The organism is Streptomyces sp. NPDC050549, assembly GCF_040655035.1.
Classification (GTDB): Bacteria; Actinomycetota; Actinomycetes; order Streptomycetales; family Streptomycetaceae; genus Streptomyces.
Genome location: NZ_JBFAJD010000008.1, coordinates 212,173 through 226,458, shown reverse-complemented (window position 1 = coordinate 226,458; position 14,286 = coordinate 212,173). Strand labels below are relative to the sequence as shown.

The window sequence follows — 14,286 nt, the reverse complement described above, 5'->3', positions numbered from 1 at the left end:
TCCGTGTCTTCGGCGTATCCGGCTCGGTGTCCCGGCCAACGGACCGATGCGGGTGCCGGGCCCGGTCGGTGCGGGATACACGTGGGTCATGCCTGACAACAGTGAACGTCGCCCGTCGGCCCCTGTCGTGTTCACCGGTGTCCGTCTGGTCGACGGCACCGGGAGGCCTGCCCGTCGACTCGGCGGCCGTGGTGGAGGACGCCAGGTTCACCTGCGCCGGGCCGCAGCACGCGCGGCCACGGATCCCTGAGGCGACCGTCGTCGACTGCGGCGGACACACCCTGCTGCCCGGGTTCTTCGACTGCCATCTGCACTTCCTCATGGACGGCAACGCCGACCTCACCGGACGGCTGCTGACCAACCGACCCACGGTCACCGTCTTCGAACGGGCCCGCCGTATGCGCGAGACCCTGCACGCCGGTATCACCACGGCCCGGGATCTCGGCGGCATCGACGCCGGTTACCGCGACGCCGTCGCGCCCGGCCTGATCGAGGGACCCCGGCTGCATGTCGCGCTGCGGCTGATGAGCCACACCGGCGGACACGCCGACTTCAGCATGCCCAGCGGCTACGACCCCTCGGCCCTCCTCGACCCGTTCAGCGAGCTGGCCGACGATCCCGGCCAAGTGCGCCTGGCGACACGGCGGTTGCTGCGCGACGGCGCAGACGTCATCAAGGTCTGCGCGACCGGCGGCGTCAACAGCCCGAGCGATCAGCCCGAGGACGGGGGCCTGACCGTGGAGGAGATCGCGACGGTCGTGGACGAGACCCGCCGGCACCGCGGCCGGCCGGTCGCCGCGCACGCGCAGGGCACCGTGGGCATCAAGAACGCCCTGCGCCGCGGGGTGACCAGCACCGAGCACGGCTGTCTCATCGACGACGAAGGCATCGATCTGATGCTGGAGAAGGGCGCGTTCCTGGTCCCGACGCTGTCGACCTTCCAAGTCGAGCGCGACCGCTTCACGCCCGCCCCCACGAGAAGAAGGCCCGGCTCGCGGAGGCGGCGACGCACCGGCTGAGCGAGGCGGTACGGCGCGGGGTGAAGGTGGCGCTCGGAAGGGACGCGGGCGCCGTTCCGCACGCCCGGAACCTCCAGGAGCTCGGCCACATGGTGCGGTTGGGCCTGTCACCGCCGGACGCGATCCGCGCGGGGACGCTGAACGCCGCCCAACTACTGGGACTGGACGAGACGTTGGGCACGGTCGAGGTCGGGAAGATCGCCGATGTCGTGGTGTGCGAGGGCGATCCCGTCGCCGACATCGGGCTGCTCGGGGATCCGGCGAACGTGGTGCTGGTCATGCAGGAGGGCCGGATCGTCAAGCGGGACAGGGCAGTTGGCGAAGCGGTCCAGCCGCGGCTGCCGGGGTCACGCGGACCCGGGGCGCCAGTCGTCCTCGCGCCGGGGGCTGGTCGCGCGGTCGCCGGAATCCCTGGCCAGCCGGAACGCGGCCACCGCCCGCCGCTCCGCCTCGTCGTCCACGACGACATCGCGCAGCGCGGCGCCCAGCAGAGCCGGGAAGCCGTCGGCGTTCTGCCGCTCAGTCATGTCCGTGTCCATCCCTCGCCGAACCCTCGTCCGACTCCCCCAGCGTCCTGGCGCCGGCATCCGTCACACCCTCACCGGCGAGTTCGCGGGCCAGCCGCTTCAGCCCCCGGTAGGCCGCTGTGCGTACCGCGCCCTGGCGTTTGCCCAGGACCCGGGCGGCGGCGGGGCCGTCGAGGCCCACGACGACGCGGAGCAGGACCGCCTCCGCCTGGTCGCGGGGCAGGCCGCGCACCAGGCCGAGGGCGTGTTCGGTGGAGAGGGACTCCAGTGCCTGGTCATGGGTGCTGTGCGGACCGGGGAGTTCGAACACGTCCTGTTCGAGCGCCGCCGGCCGGGGCCGCACCTGCTGTCTGCGCAGGTGGTCGAGTGCCCGGTGCCGGGCGATGGTCGCCGTCCAGCCGCGGAAGCCCGCCCCGTCGCCCCGGAAGCGGCCCAGGTCGCGGGCGATCTCCAGCCAGGCGTCGGCCGCCACGTCCTCCGCCTCGTCGCCGACCAGCCCGCGCAGATAGCCGAGCAGCCCTGGCTGCACGATCCGGTACGCGACCGCGAAAGCACCGTCGTCGCCCTCCTGGGCGCGCGCGACAGCGGCACCCAGTTCCCCGTCGTGCGCGTGCCCGCGGCGGGGCTCGCCTGTCTGGCCCAAGGACTGTCCTCGTCCGTACGCTCCCCGTGACGTACCGATCGACGCACCGATCTCGACGTACCGGGTCACGTACCGAGTTCGCGAAGAATCCGTACCGGGCGCGGCGGTCCCCCGCACCCCCCATCGCCATCAGCGCCGGGCCTCACAGAAGTGTCACATCGTCCCCGCCGCGCGGTACCGCCCCTCGGTCCCTTCGCCCTAGAGCGTTGTGTCCACGGGCTGTTGGGGCGTCTCCGCCGCCACCGCGCCCGGTGCGGGCACCCGGTCCGTGTTCACCAGGACGCCCGCGATGAGGGCGGCCAGCAGGAGCGAGCCCATCGCCCACCAGGTGGCGACGTTGAAGCCGTGCACCGCGGCCTTCGCCTCAAGGAGCCGCTTGTTCACACCGGGTCCGGCGTGGGCGGTGGCGTAGCGCGTGGTGACCGTGGCGGCGATCGTGTTGAGGAGGGCCGTGCCGATCGAACCGCCCACCTGCTGGGCGGTGTTGAAGGTGGCGGAGGCGGCGCCGGAGTCGCGCGGGGCGACACCTCCGGTGGCCAGGGACACCGAGGTCATCATCGCCGTACCCATGCCGAGACCGAGCATCAGCATGCCGGGCAGGATGTACTCGGCGTACGCGGGCTCCACCCCGACCTGGGCGATCAGCGCGAGCGCGCCCGCCGCGGTCAGCAGGCCCGGGACGATCAGGGTGCGCGGCGGGACCCGGTACACCAGCCGGGCCGCGACCTGCGTGGAGCCGGTGATCATGCCGACGGTGATGGGGAGATAGGCGACGCCCGTCTTGACCGGCGAATAGCCGAGGACGCGCTGCATGTAGTAGGTGAGGAAGAGGAACACGCCGAACATGCCGATGGTGACGAACAGGATGGTGAGGAACGCCCCGATCCGCTGACGGTCCTTCACCACCGTCATCGGCAGCAGTGGAACCCGTGCCCGGGTCTGCCAGAACCCGAACGCGAGGAGCAGGACGACACCGGCGGCGAGCAGGCCGAGGACCAGTCCGTCGCCCCAACTCCGCGACTCCGCCTCGGAGAAGCCGTAGACGAGGGTGAGCATGCCGCCCGAACCGAGGAGGGCGCCCGGGATGTCGAGGTGGGCCTCCGGGTGCCGGGAGCTGTCGCTGAGCAGCACCCAGGCGCCGGCGAACGCGACCAGCGCGATGGGCACGTTGACGTAGAGGCACCAGCGCCAGTCCAGGTACTGGGTGAGGAAACCGCCCGCGAGCAGACCGACCGCCGCGCCCGCGCCGACGATCGCGCCGAACACGCCGAAGGCCTTGCCGCGGTCCTTCGGGTCGGTGAACGTCGTCGTGAGCAGGGAGAGCGCGGAGGGTGCCAGCAGCGCGGCGAAGACTCCCTGCAGCGCCCGGGCGCCGAACAGCATGCCCTGGTTGGCGGCGGCACCGCCGAGCGCGGACGCGGCGGCGAAGCCGATCAGGCCGATCATGAAGGTGTTCTTGCGTCCGGCGAGGTCCGCGACCCGGCCACCGAGCAGCAGCAGTCCGCCGAAGGCGAGGGTGTAGGCGGTGATGACCCACTGCCGGTTCCCGTCCGACATCCCCAGGTCGGTCTGGGCGGACGGCAGTGCGATGTTGACGATGGTCATGTCGAGAACGACCATCAACTGCGCGAGCGCGATGACGACCAGCGCCCACCAACGACGGTTCTCGGCCATGTGCCCTCCCCGGTCCGGCAGTTGCTCCCATCGTCCTCCCGGACCTCCCCTGGGGGAACGCCAGCGTCTCTTATTACGGCGATTTTGCCGTGTGCGGCACCCCCGGGACGCCCGCCGAACTCCCCTACCTCTGTACGCCGTTGATCGCGTCCCGGCACAGCAGCCGCAGCGACCCGTGCCCGCCGAAACACCGCCGCGCCTCGTCGACGGGGTCCCACAGGCGCCCGTCCGGAGTACGCAGCCAGTGCTCACCGCCGGTCGCCCACCACTCGGCGCCGGTCTGCCGCGCGATCACCTCGCCGGCGTACGCCCCGAATCCGCGCAACTCGCTCTCCACGGCGGCGTACGGCGCGCCCTCCCGCCGTATCTCCTCGATCATCCGGTCGACGCGCCACAGGCTCCGCGCCGAGTAGTCGAGGCGCACCCGGGCACCCTCGCGCATCATCGCCACCGCGTCCGCGGCCCACCGCACGGGCTGCGTTGCGGCCCTGGGGCGCGACCGCTCTCTCATCAGATCTGTCACCACACCAGGAGAAGCACGGCCGGGCACTCTTCCGGCACCACGATCCGGACATTCCCCCGGACCGGCGCAGGACCGCCCCATCCTCACCGCACGACGCTCACAGACTTCGCCGGAAACGGAGAGTCCCGGCCCCGCTCACGCCCGTCCGCGTGCCCGGCGCGACACCACCGCGCGCAGTACCCGGCGGCCCTCCGTCGACACGGCCAGGGCCTGCCGGAGTCCGCCCGGGGCGGGGCCGGAGAGGAGTTCGAGCACGGCGATCTGGCGGCGCAGTTCGGCGGCGACGAGCGGCGACACCCCGTCCGTAAGTCCGGCCCGGCGGGCGTCGACCGGGGAGCCGTCGTCGGCGGGGTCGAGGAGCTGGTGGATGCGCAGCGAGGCCACGGAGCAGGTGTCGGCCCACTCCCGCACCGAGGGGTCGGCCGGCACGTCCGGGGCGGTGTCGAGCATCCGTCGGGCGAGCGGCGCGGCCAGGTCCTCACCGGGTTCCTCGAAGAGAGCGGGCAGTTCACCGCGCGCCTTCTCCAGCCGCTCGCTCCACTCCTCCCCCGCCGCGCCGTCCGCGAGCCCTGCCCACAAGGGCCGCAGCACCTCGTCACCACCGCCCAGCAGCGGCACACACCGATCCAAACAAGCCAGCCCACTGACGGCCAGTGCGCGTTCGTCGGCCTGAGCGATCAGTTCCACCAGACTCATAGAACCTCCCTCGGCGGGGCCCCTCCCCTATGAAGCCCACGTTTCCCCTGACTGCGTGCTCCACCCCGGGAGTGTCACACGGGACGACCTCGGACAGGTCGGGAAAACGGAAGAAGAGGTTTTCGGCCAACAGGGCTCGGATCCGCAGACCTCGAACACCGCCCCCGGGGCTCCTCGCTCAACCCACCTTGTCCGCAAGGGACTTGAACTGGGTCCAGGTCAGCTTCGGTGTCCCCGGGTCCCACAGTTTCTGGACGGTGGCGCGCAGTGGCATGCGGATGCCGGCCGCGACCTGGGCCTGGGTCTGGGAGTTGGCCAGGTCGCACCAGACCGCGAAGGAGCCGCCGAGGATCTGGCCGTCGTACTTCGCCGGGACGGCCTGTGTGCCGCGCAGCACACGCGGGGTCCACTGTTCGTAGATCCGCCGCCCGGTCGGATAGACGAAGGTCTGCGGCTCGCCGAGGACGTAATACAGGTACTCGTCGTTGTAGTTGAGGACCTTGCGGCCCGCGCTCAGGTACGCGACGGGCTGCCTGGCGCCGATCTCCTTGCCCGTCCAGTACGCCACCTGGAGGTCCTTGGCGGCCTGCACGGACGTACCCGCGAAGAAGCCGTCGTTCCACACCCGCATCGTCCGGTCGTGGTTGCGGACCGTGTCGGCGCGGTCGTTGAGCCAACCGGTGGTGAGGTCGGCGACGGTGCCGCCGGCGCCGTAGGCCTTCGTCGCGGCGGCGGCCAACTGCGGGAAGGACGCCTGGGGGTTGGCGACGGTGAGCGCCTGGTACTCGTCCCCGCCGAGGTGCCACTGGTCGCCGGTGAAGAGTCCCGCGTACTCGTCGAGGAGTTCGTCGACGATCGCGGCGGACGCGTCCTTGGAGATGTCGATCGCACCGCGCCTGGCGACGCCCGACGCGTTGCGCAGCTGCAGATCCGGGTGGGCGGCGAGCACCGCGCCCAGATGCCCCGGCGAGTCGATCTCGGGGACGACGGTGATGTGCCGGGCGGCGGCGAGATCGACGATCCGCTTCACCTGGGCCTTGGTCAGGTGGTCCTTGGACACGACCTCGGGATGGGTCGTCGACTCGATCCGGAAGCCCTGGTCCTCGGAGAAGTGCAGGCCCAGCTCGTTGAACTTCAGGTCGCCCAACTCCCGTACCCGGTCCTCGATCCAGGACGCGGTGAACGGCTTGCGCGCGATGTCCAGCATGAACCCGCGCCGCGGCTTGGCCGGTTGGTCGTGCACGACGCCCTCCGGCGCCGTACCACCGCCGTGCACCTCCTGCTTGAGCGTGCGGGTGCCGTAGAACACCCCCGAGTCCGAGGGCCCGCTGATGGTGACCCGCCCGCCGCGCACGGTCATCGCGTACGACTCCGGGTTCGCGCCCTCGTCGTCGTTCAGCGCCAGTCGTACGTCCCCGGCGCGCACGTCACTCGCCTCGCCCGCGTACGTCAGCCCCAGCTCACCGGCGATCAGCCGCCCCTCGTCGACGAGGTCGGCGTCGTCGACGACGACCCGTTCCCCCTTGGCGGGGCGCCAGCCGGGGCCACGGGCGGGGGTGTGCGAGCGCACGGCGGGAATCGTGCGGGGCGTCTGCGACAACGGATAGACGCGGGTGGAGCTCGGGGTGGGCGTGGGGGTGCGCGAGTTCGCGGCCCGCGAGGAGGTGGAGTCGGAGGGGCTCAGCGCGGCGCCGACCGGGCTTCCGTCGTCCCCGGACGACGCCCACAGCCCGAGGCCCACCCCGCCCCCGACCACCGCGGCGGCCACGGCGACCGCGATCAGCCCCCGCCGCTGCGTCAACGGCCTCGACGGCTTCGACGGCCTCGACCGCTTCACCTGCTTCGCCGACGAGCGGCGCCTGTGCTGGCTCACGGCGCCAACCTACGGCCCCGGGCGGACCGCGAGTGTCCACCACACGTTCCGAAACTCTCCCGTCCGGGTGAAATTCGGGCATCCAACGGACACGTCATGACCACTCCCGATAACGTGGTGACGCACCTCTCACCACACCTTTCACTGCATCCCCTGCCGCACCATCCGTGACGCGAGGATCCACACTGCCTTCGCACCGCCTTCCCCACCTTCCCGGCCGACTGGCCATACCGGCGCTGCCCGAGCAGTCCCGCACCTCGCCGTCCCCGAAATCGCTGGAGACGTTCAACACAGCGTCTCCCGAGGACGCCCGGCACACCCTCCTCAGCTGCCTCCACAGCCACCGCTGGTCCCGCCGCCTCACCGACCACCGCCCCTACCCCGACCTCGACGCCCTACTCGCCGCGTCCGACGAGGCGGCGTACGACCTCACGGCGGGGGACCTGGCGGAGGCGCTGGCGGGCGAGTCGCTACCGGTCCTGCCGGACGATACGTACGAGGCCGCCCACATGGCATTGGACGCGGCTCACGCGGCCTACGAGGCCCGCTTCGGCCACGTGTTCGTCATCTGCCCGGACGGCATTGCCCCGGACGAGGTCCTGGACCACGTACTAGCAGAAATCCGATCACGGTTGACAAACGATCCCGAGGAAGAGCGGGTAGTGGTGGCCGAGGAACTCCGGCGCCTGGCAAGAGGACGGCTGCTGAGCGTCTTTGCCTTTTAGGGGCGCGGGGAACTGCGCGCCCAGCCACAACGGACCCGCACCCGGCAAACAAGACAAGCCCCGCCCCATTAGCCACCCGAAACTAGCCCATACGCGCACCTTTGGGTGCCAGTTTGATCACACAAGCAGGCCCGCCGTAAGACCCGTGTCAGCACCTGGTTACGATGCTGAGGGCCGGTGGACCGTACCCGGCCGGGCCCGACCGACAGAGAAGCCGGCGCGGCCCTAAATCCCCGCTCCCGGAGGGTTCTTCCGTGCCGGCTGGAACGCTGTACCGCGGCCGGGAAGGAATGTGGTCCTGGGTGGCTCATCGAGTCACCGGCGTCCTCATCTTCTTCTTCCTGTTCGTACACGTGCTGGACACCGCTCTTGTGCGTGTCTCCCCCGAGGACTACGACAAGGTCGTAGCCACCTACAAGACGCCGATCGTCGCACTGCTGGAGTACGGCCTCGTCGCCGCGATCCTCTTCCACGCCCTCAACGGCCTGCGCGTCATCGCCGTCGACTTCTGGTCGAAGGGCCCGCGCTACCAGAAGCAGATGCTCTGGTCCGTCGTCGGCCTGTGGGTCGTGCTCATGCTCGGGGCGATCTACCCCGTGCTCGGCCACGCCGCTCGTGTTCTCTTCGGGAGCTGACGCAGATGTCCACGACTGAAACCGCGGCGTCGGGCATCGGCCCCGTCGAGGGCCCGTCCGTCTACACCGTAGACAACCCCGCGCCCCTCATCGAGGCCCCCCGCAAGCGCACCAAGAAGACCCCGAAGTCGACCCGGGGCAATTTCGAGATGTACGGCTGGCTCTTCATGCGCCTGTCCGGCGTCGTGCTGGTCGTCCTGGTCCTCGGCCACCTGCTGATCCAGCTCGTGCTCGACGGCGGCGTCTCCAAGATCGGCTTCGCCTTCGTGGCCGGCCGCTGGGCCTCGCCGTTCTGGCAGGTCTGGGACCTGCTGATGCTCTGGCTGGCGATGCTGCACGGCGCCAACGGCCTGCGCACGGTCATCAACGACTACGCAGAACGCGCGAACACCCGGCTGTGGCTCAAGGGCCTGCTCTACACCGCCACGGTGTTCACCATCCTGCTGGGCACGCTGGTGATCTTCACCTTCGACCCGAACATCCGCTAGGCCACCGGGCTGAGGGACTGAGGAATTCTGATGAAGATCCACAAATACGACACCGTCATCGTCGGCGCCGGCGGCGCCGGTATGCGCGCCGCGATCGAGTCGACGAAGCGCAGCCGCACCGCGGTCCTGACGAAGCTCTACCCCACCCGCTCCCACACGGGCGCCGCGCAGGGCGGTATGGCCGCCGCGCTCGCCAACGTGGAGGAGGACAACTGGGAGTGGCACACCTTCGACACGATCAAGGGCGGTGACTACCTGGTCGACCAGGACGCCGCCGAGATCCTGGCGAAGGAGGCCATCGACTCCGTCCTCGACCTGGAGAAGATGGGCCTGCCGTTCAACCGCACGCCCGACGGCACGATCGACCAGCGCCGGTTCGGCGGTCACAGCCGCAACCACGGCGAGGCCCCGGTCCGCCGGTCCTGCTACGCGGCCGACCGCACCGGCCACATGATCCTCCAGACGCTGTACCAGAACTGCGTGAAGGAGGGCGTGGAGTTCTTCAACGAGTTCTACGTCCTCGACCAGCTGATCGCCGACGTCGACGGCGTGAAGACGTCGGTGGGCGTCGTCGCGTACGAGCTGGCGACCGGCGAGATCCACGTCTTCCAGGCGAAGGCCGTGATCTACGCGTCCGGCGGCTGCGGCAAGTTCTTCAAGGTGACGTCGAACGCGCACACCCTGACCGGTGACGGCCAGGCCGCCGTGTACCGGCGCGGGCTGCCGCTGGAGGACATGGAGTTCTTCCAGTTCCACCCGACCGGCATCTGGCGCATGGGCATCCTGCTGACGGAGGGCGCCCGCGGTGAGGGCGGCATCCTCCGCAACAAGGACGGCGAGCGCTTCATGGAGAAGTACGCGCCTGTCATGAAGGACCTCGCGTCCCGTGACGTCGTCTCCCGCTCCATCTACACGGAGATCCGTGAGGGCCGCGGCTGCGGTCCCGAGGGCGACCACGTCTACCTGGACCTCACTCACCTCCCGCCGGAGCAGCTGGACGCCAAGCTGCCCGACATCACGGAGTTCGCGCGCACCTACCTCGGCATCGAGCCGTACACGGACCCGATCCCGATCCAACCCACCGCGCACTACGCGATGGGCGGCATCCCGACCAACGTCGAGGGTGAGGTCCTCACGGACAACACCACCGTCGTCCCGGGCCTGTACGCGGCCGGCGAGGTCGCGTGCGTGTCGGTCCACGGCGCCAACCGCCTGGGCACCAACTCCCTCCTGGACATCAACGTGTTCGGGCGCCGGGCGGGCATCGCGGCGGCGGAGTACTCGCAGAAGGCGTCCTACGTCGAGCTGCCCGAGAACCCGGCGCAGCAGGTCATCGACCAGGTCGAGCACCTCCGTGCTTCCACGGGCACCGAGCGCGTGGCGGTCCTGCGCCGCGAGCTGCAGGAGACCATGGACGCGAACGTCATGGTGTTCCGCACCGAGCAGACGATCAAGACGGCGGTCGAGAAGATCGCGGAGCTGCGCGAGCGCTACCGCAACGTCTCGATCCAGGACAAGGGCCGCCGTTTCAACACGGACCTGCTGGAAGCGATCGAGCTCGGCAACCTCCTGGACCTCGCCGAGGTCATGGCGGTCTCCGCGCTCGCCCGCAAGGAGTCCCGCGGCGGTCACTACCGCGAGGACTACCCCAACCGCGACGACGTCAACTTCATGCGCCACACCATGGCGTACCGCGAGGTCGGCGACGACGGCACCGAGTCCATCCGTCTCGACTACAAGCCGGTCGTCCAGACCCGCTACCAGCCGATGGAGCGTAAGTACTGATGGCAACCCCTGTTCTGGACAAGGAAGAAGCGGCCGGCCAGCCCGAGCCCGGCTTCGCCGACTCCCCCTACATCACGGTCACCTTCCGCATCCGCCGCTTCAACTCCGAGGTCTCGGCGGAAGCGGTCTGGGAGGACTTCCAGCTGGAGATCGACCCCAAGGAGCGCGTCCTCGACGGCCTCCACAAGATCAAGTGGGACATCGACGGCACGCTGACCTTCCGCCGCTCGTGCGCGCACGGCATCTGCGGTTCGGACGCCATGCGGATCAACGGCAAGAACCGTCTCGCCTGCAAGACCCTGATCAAGGACCTCAACCCCGAGAAGCCGATCACGGTCGAGCCGATCAAGGGTCTGACGGTCCTGAAGGACCTGGTCGTCGACATGGACCCGTTCTTCCAGGCGTACCGCGACGTCATGCCCTTCCTGATCACGAAGGACACGAACGAGCCGACGCGCGAGCGTCTGCAGTCGGCGGAGGACCGCGAGCGCTTCGACGACACCACGAAGTGCATCCTGTGCGCCGCGTGCACGTCCTCGTGCCCGGTCTTCTGGAACGACGGCCAGTACTTCGGCCCGGCCGCCATCGTCAACGCGCACCGCTTCATCTTCGACTCGCGCGACGAGGCGGGCGAGCAGCGCCTGGAGATCCTCAACGACCGTGACGGGGTGTGGCGTTGCCGCACGACCTTCAACTGCACGGACGCCTGCCCGCGAGGCATCGAGGTCACGAAGGCGATCCAGGAAGTGAAGCGGGCGCTGATCACTCGGCGGTTCTAACCTGCTTTCTGCTCCTGCGAGTTGGGCCCCGCTCCGGTTCACGCCGGACGGGGCCCGTCTTCGTGTTACGCGGTACGTCGCAGTTGTCGTGCGCCATCTACCGAACACCTCGTTCCGCCTGTCACACTCCGAACTGGCGTGATCCAGGCATAGCAGGTGGCAGGGGACACGAGGGGCGGATGCATGGAGAAGCACAAGATCCCGGCCAAGAGCGGGAAAGAACCCGATTCGGCTCACGGCATACCCAAAGCGGGCTATCCGGAGTCCGTACACGCGGCGGTCAACATCGCGGCTCCCATGCTTGCCGCGGGGGCCGTGACCATAACCGGAGTCGTCGCCGCCGACGAGGTCAAGTTCCGCTGGGCGGGAGTGGCCATGCTCTGTCTGACGCTGGCAGCCGTCAGCCTGATCGCCAGCGTGCAATTCGGCTTCCGGGCGCGGAGCTACCACTTCTCGCAGGAAGAACTCGAACGCTGGGTCGCCGACACGGATGCGGCCGACCACTACCGAGACCGAGCGAACCGGGACCGGGCGATCGGGACAGCGCGCAATATGTGGCGCAAGAAGGTCCGGTCAGCCGTCTACACCTACAACTTCGGCACCGTCCTGCTGGGCGTCGGGCTCGCCGTCGCGCTGGTGCCGAAATCCGGATCGGCCCAGCCCGGCGTCCGCTGGGCGGCGGCAGCCCTGGCGCTCCTCGCCACGGTCGGGGAGGCCGTGTGGGGCTGGAGGCTGACGGTGCCTCACACGGCACCGCCACCCCCGCCCGTCGAAGGTCCGGCCACTGATCCAGCACTCACCAAGAGCTCCGGGGGCAGCGCACCAGCCGGGCTCGCCATCGAGGGGACCGGTCACCATGATGCATGACGTCGTTCTGCCGGGCACGGGAACACTTCATCAATGCCCCATCTGTGAGGCCGAGTTCAACGGGCTGTTCACGATCCTGGCGAAGCGCCGCTGGAAGCACGCCCAGGAACAGGGCACGCATGCCGTCACTGCCCTCTTGTTCGAGTCGAAGGATGCCGCACCGCACAACGGTACGTGCCAGGGCCGGTTCCTCCCCGCCCACGTGCTGGCCGACGAGCCCGACAGGATCAAAGCCTTGAAGTTGGCCCACGACATCGAGCAGAAGTACTTCCCGAACGCCACCGGAGAAATGCCCCCTGAGCGACGTGAGTAGCATGGCCGCCTGACCGAGGGGGAGCAACACCAGGGACAGGTCATGGTGGTGGAGGGCGCAGACAGCGGACGTCCGGCAGCGCGCTCCCGGATCTGGACGGGACTGATCGCACTCGCCCTCGGTTGTTTCCTGGCCGGCGACAGCGTGCACCGGGCCCGGCTGGCCCTGGACGCCGTGGCCACATGGTGGCCGTGGGCATTGCTCGCACTGGCCGCATTCAACGTGCTTCGCTCGGTCGTCCCAGTGAACTCTCTGATCGGCCCGTCCGCCCTGGTGGTCGCGGCCCTGAGCGGCCTGGCGCTGTCGCACGGTCTCGACGCCCGGGATGTGCGGGACCTTGGTGTGCCCTTGGCTCTGGCGGGTTACGGCGCCGTCGTGCTGCTGAGCGCGGGACGGACTGTCGGACGTACGCGGTGGACCCGCTTCCTGTCCACCGGGCACGTCCATGTACCTGCGGGAAGCGGGGAGTTGCTCGTCTTCCGAGCACTCCTGGGCGAACTCCGCGCCGATCTGGCGACCGACCCTGTCGGTGGGCCCGAGGCGGTGCATGTCACCGCGGTCGCCGGACATGTGCGCATCACCGTTCCGCATACCTGGCAGGTGAGGGTTCATGCTTCGGGCGCACCCCTCACCAGGATCAGCGAGACGTCCCGCCGCGAAACGAGTGTGCCTCCAGGCGCGGATGGCCACGGCTTCGCAACGCGGCACGAAGTGGCGCTGCATCTACTTGGCGTCTGCAGCGCCGTCAGCATCGTGTACGCGTGAACTCCTCCCCCCGGGGTGCTCGTAGGAGAGGTCCGCCACCCACTCCCCGACCAGTGTGGCCGACACCTCCTCGAACAACTCCCGCTCCTGCTCCTTGTCCGGGAGGGGGTGGTGGAGCGCCTCCAGCAGATCGAACCGGTGCAGGTCGTACACCACGTGCATCAGACCTGAGTAAGTCTCCGCCGCCGTCACCGCGCCCTTGTACGCCAGCGCGGCTGCTACCAGTGTCCCGACCGGGAGCCAACGGGCGTTCGGTTCGTCGTACAGGGCGACTGCCGACAGCACACTCGTGGCCAGAAAGCTCCAGCAGAGGTTGACCGCCGTGTCCAGGGCGTCCCGTGTCGAGCTCAGTGTCCGCGCCATGCGGGGTGAGACCTGCATGTGGACATGGGGCCACGAGGTGAGCGTGATCAGCCCGTAGCGCTCGCCGGCGGAGATCTCCCCCTTGCGGAGGGCGTTGCCCAGCGCCGTGGGCAGGAGGACGTGCGCGGGAGGACGCGCGGCCAGTCGGCGCTTGGCGTCGGCTCCGACCCGCACCGTGATGCCGTCCGTTCCGGTGCGTTCCGCGCGCATGCGCAGGGCCAGCCACCGCCGTCGCTGGATCTCCGTCAGTACACCCGCGATGCGAGCGGTCGCCGGCCATCGCGCCCAATAGCCCTCCAGTACCCGCACCGCCCGCACTTGGAAGGGGTGCAGCAGCATGGCGAGGAGACAGGCGCAGGCGGCTATTCCGAGGAACGTGCCGGCGCAGGCGGCGGGAGACGAGGGCAACACCAGGCTCCAGTCGCCGACCCGCCCGTAGCTCCCGGCCCGGACCAGCGCCCAGAGGCAACCGACGAACAGTGCGCTCGGCACAAAGTTGACTGCTATGAGCCGTCGCACCAGCTCCGTCCTCCCCACCCGTATCCGCGAACGGCACAAGTATGGGCGGGATCTCCACCCCCACCTCTGCCTTTTACAAATGGGCGGGACCG

16 protein-coding genes and 1 pseudogene are annotated in these 14,286 nt (G+C 69.6%); 10 read left to right on the top strand and 7 right to left on the bottom strand.

All coding sequences use genetic code 11. From position 1 onward, the window contains the following. Positions 1 to 137 precede the first annotated feature (137 nt). The gene (locus AB0I51_RS15045; RefSeq protein ID WP_362975053.1) at positions 138 to 1,019 is read left to right on the top strand and encodes an amidohydrolase family protein; all 882 of its coding nucleotides are present in this window, start codon (positions 138 to 140) and stop codon (positions 1,017 to 1,019) included. Positions 1,020 to 1,039: 20 nt separating this feature from the next. Continuing rightward, positions 1,040 to 1,258 (top strand): annotated as a pseudogene (locus AB0I51_RS15040) (amidohydrolase family protein); the annotation flags it as partial. Positions 1,259 to 1,366: 108 nt separating this feature from the next. Here the strand turns inward: AB0I51_RS15040 and AB0I51_RS15035 are convergent. From AB0I51_RS15035 to AB0I51_RS15010, 6 genes are all read right to left on the bottom strand, one after another. Further along, positions 1,367 to 1,546, bottom strand: a complete 180-nt coding sequence (locus tag AB0I51_RS15035) for a hypothetical protein (protein ID WP_362975051.1) — start codon at positions 1,544 to 1,546, stop codon at positions 1,367 to 1,369. Then, positions 1,539 to 2,189 carry an RNA polymerase sigma factor gene (locus AB0I51_RS15030; RefSeq protein ID WP_362975049.1) on the bottom strand — a complete coding sequence of 217 codons (651 nt, stop codon included), beginning with the start codon at positions 2,187 to 2,189 and terminating at the stop codon, positions 1,539 to 1,541. The genes AB0I51_RS15035 and AB0I51_RS15030 overlap by 8 nt, the downstream gene beginning before the upstream one ends. A 198-nt stretch (positions 2,190 to 2,387) precedes the next feature. Further along, positions 2,388 to 3,863 (bottom strand): MFS transporter, encoded by a 1,476-nt coding sequence (locus AB0I51_RS15025; protein WP_362975047.1) that lies wholly within the window; start codon positions 3,861 to 3,863, stop codon positions 2,388 to 2,390. Positions 3,864 to 3,987: 124 nt separating this feature from the next. Further along, complete coding sequence (locus AB0I51_RS15020; RefSeq protein ID WP_362975045.1) at positions 3,988 to 4,374, bottom strand: hypothetical protein; 387 nt, start codon at positions 4,372 to 4,374, stop codon at positions 3,988 to 3,990. A 147-nt stretch (positions 4,375 to 4,521) separates the two neighbouring features. Further along, complete coding sequence (locus AB0I51_RS15015; RefSeq protein ID WP_362975043.1) at positions 4,522 to 5,082, bottom strand: hypothetical protein; 561 nt, start codon at positions 5,080 to 5,082, stop codon at positions 4,522 to 4,524. A gap of 178 nt (positions 5,083 to 5,260) precedes the next feature. Further along, the gene (locus AB0I51_RS15010; RefSeq protein WP_362975167.1) at positions 5,261 to 6,883 is read right to left on the bottom strand and encodes a glycoside hydrolase family 20 protein; all 1,623 of its coding nucleotides are present in this window, start codon (positions 6,881 to 6,883) and stop codon (positions 5,261 to 5,263) included. A gap of 239 nt (positions 6,884 to 7,122) precedes the next feature. Here AB0I51_RS15010 and AB0I51_RS15005 point away from each other — a divergent pair, with 239 nt between their 5' ends. From AB0I51_RS15005 to AB0I51_RS14970, 8 genes are all read left to right on the top strand, one after another. Beyond that, complete coding sequence (locus AB0I51_RS15005) at positions 7,123 to 7,680, top strand: 2-oxo-4-hydroxy-4-carboxy-5-ureidoimidazoline decarboxylase (RefSeq protein WP_362975041.1); 558 nt, start codon at positions 7,123 to 7,125, stop codon at positions 7,678 to 7,680. A 254-nt stretch (positions 7,681 to 7,934) separates the two neighbouring features. Then, positions 7,935 to 8,315 carry a succinate dehydrogenase, cytochrome b556 subunit gene (gene sdhC / locus AB0I51_RS15000; RefSeq protein WP_037750247.1) on the top strand — a complete coding sequence of 127 codons (381 nt, stop codon included), beginning with the start codon at positions 7,935 to 7,937 and terminating at the stop codon, positions 8,313 to 8,315. A 5-nt stretch (positions 8,316 to 8,320) separates the two neighbouring features. Further along, a complete protein-coding gene (locus tag AB0I51_RS14995) occupies positions 8,321 to 8,803 on the top strand; it encodes a succinate dehydrogenase hydrophobic membrane anchor subunit (RefSeq protein WP_362975039.1) in 483 nt (160 codons plus the stop codon). Between the two features lie 30 nt (positions 8,804 to 8,833). Next, a complete protein-coding gene (gene sdhA, locus AB0I51_RS14990) occupies positions 8,834 to 10,588 on the top strand; it encodes a succinate dehydrogenase flavoprotein subunit (RefSeq protein ID WP_362975037.1) in 1,755 nt (584 codons plus the stop codon). Continuing rightward, entirely contained in the window at positions 10,588 to 11,367 is a 780-nt protein-coding gene (locus tag AB0I51_RS14985) for a succinate dehydrogenase iron-sulfur subunit (RefSeq protein ID WP_362975035.1), read from the top strand. Before sdhA ends, AB0I51_RS14985 begins: the two co-directional genes overlap by 1 nt. A gap of 183 nt (positions 11,368 to 11,550) precedes the next feature. Beyond that, positions 11,551 to 12,234, top strand: a complete 684-nt coding sequence (locus tag AB0I51_RS14980) for a hypothetical protein (protein WP_362975033.1) — start codon at positions 11,551 to 11,553, stop codon at positions 12,232 to 12,234. Next, positions 12,224 to 12,547 carry a hypothetical protein gene (locus tag AB0I51_RS14975; protein ID WP_362975031.1) on the top strand — a complete coding sequence of 108 codons (324 nt, stop codon included), beginning with the start codon at positions 12,224 to 12,226 and terminating at the stop codon, positions 12,545 to 12,547. The genes AB0I51_RS14980 and AB0I51_RS14975 overlap by 11 nt, the downstream gene beginning before the upstream one ends. A gap of 42 nt (positions 12,548 to 12,589) precedes the next feature. Beyond that, complete coding sequence (locus AB0I51_RS14970) at positions 12,590 to 13,312, top strand: hypothetical protein (RefSeq protein ID WP_362975029.1); 723 nt, start codon at positions 12,590 to 12,592, stop codon at positions 13,310 to 13,312. Here AB0I51_RS14970 and AB0I51_RS14965 read toward each other — a convergent pair. Further along, positions 13,271 to 14,167 (bottom strand): hypothetical protein, encoded by an 897-nt coding sequence (locus tag AB0I51_RS14965; protein WP_362975027.1) that lies wholly within the window; start codon positions 14,165 to 14,167, stop codon positions 13,271 to 13,273. The genes AB0I51_RS14970 and AB0I51_RS14965 overlap by 42 nt on opposite strands. Between the last annotated feature and the right edge of the window lie 119 nt (positions 14,168 to 14,286).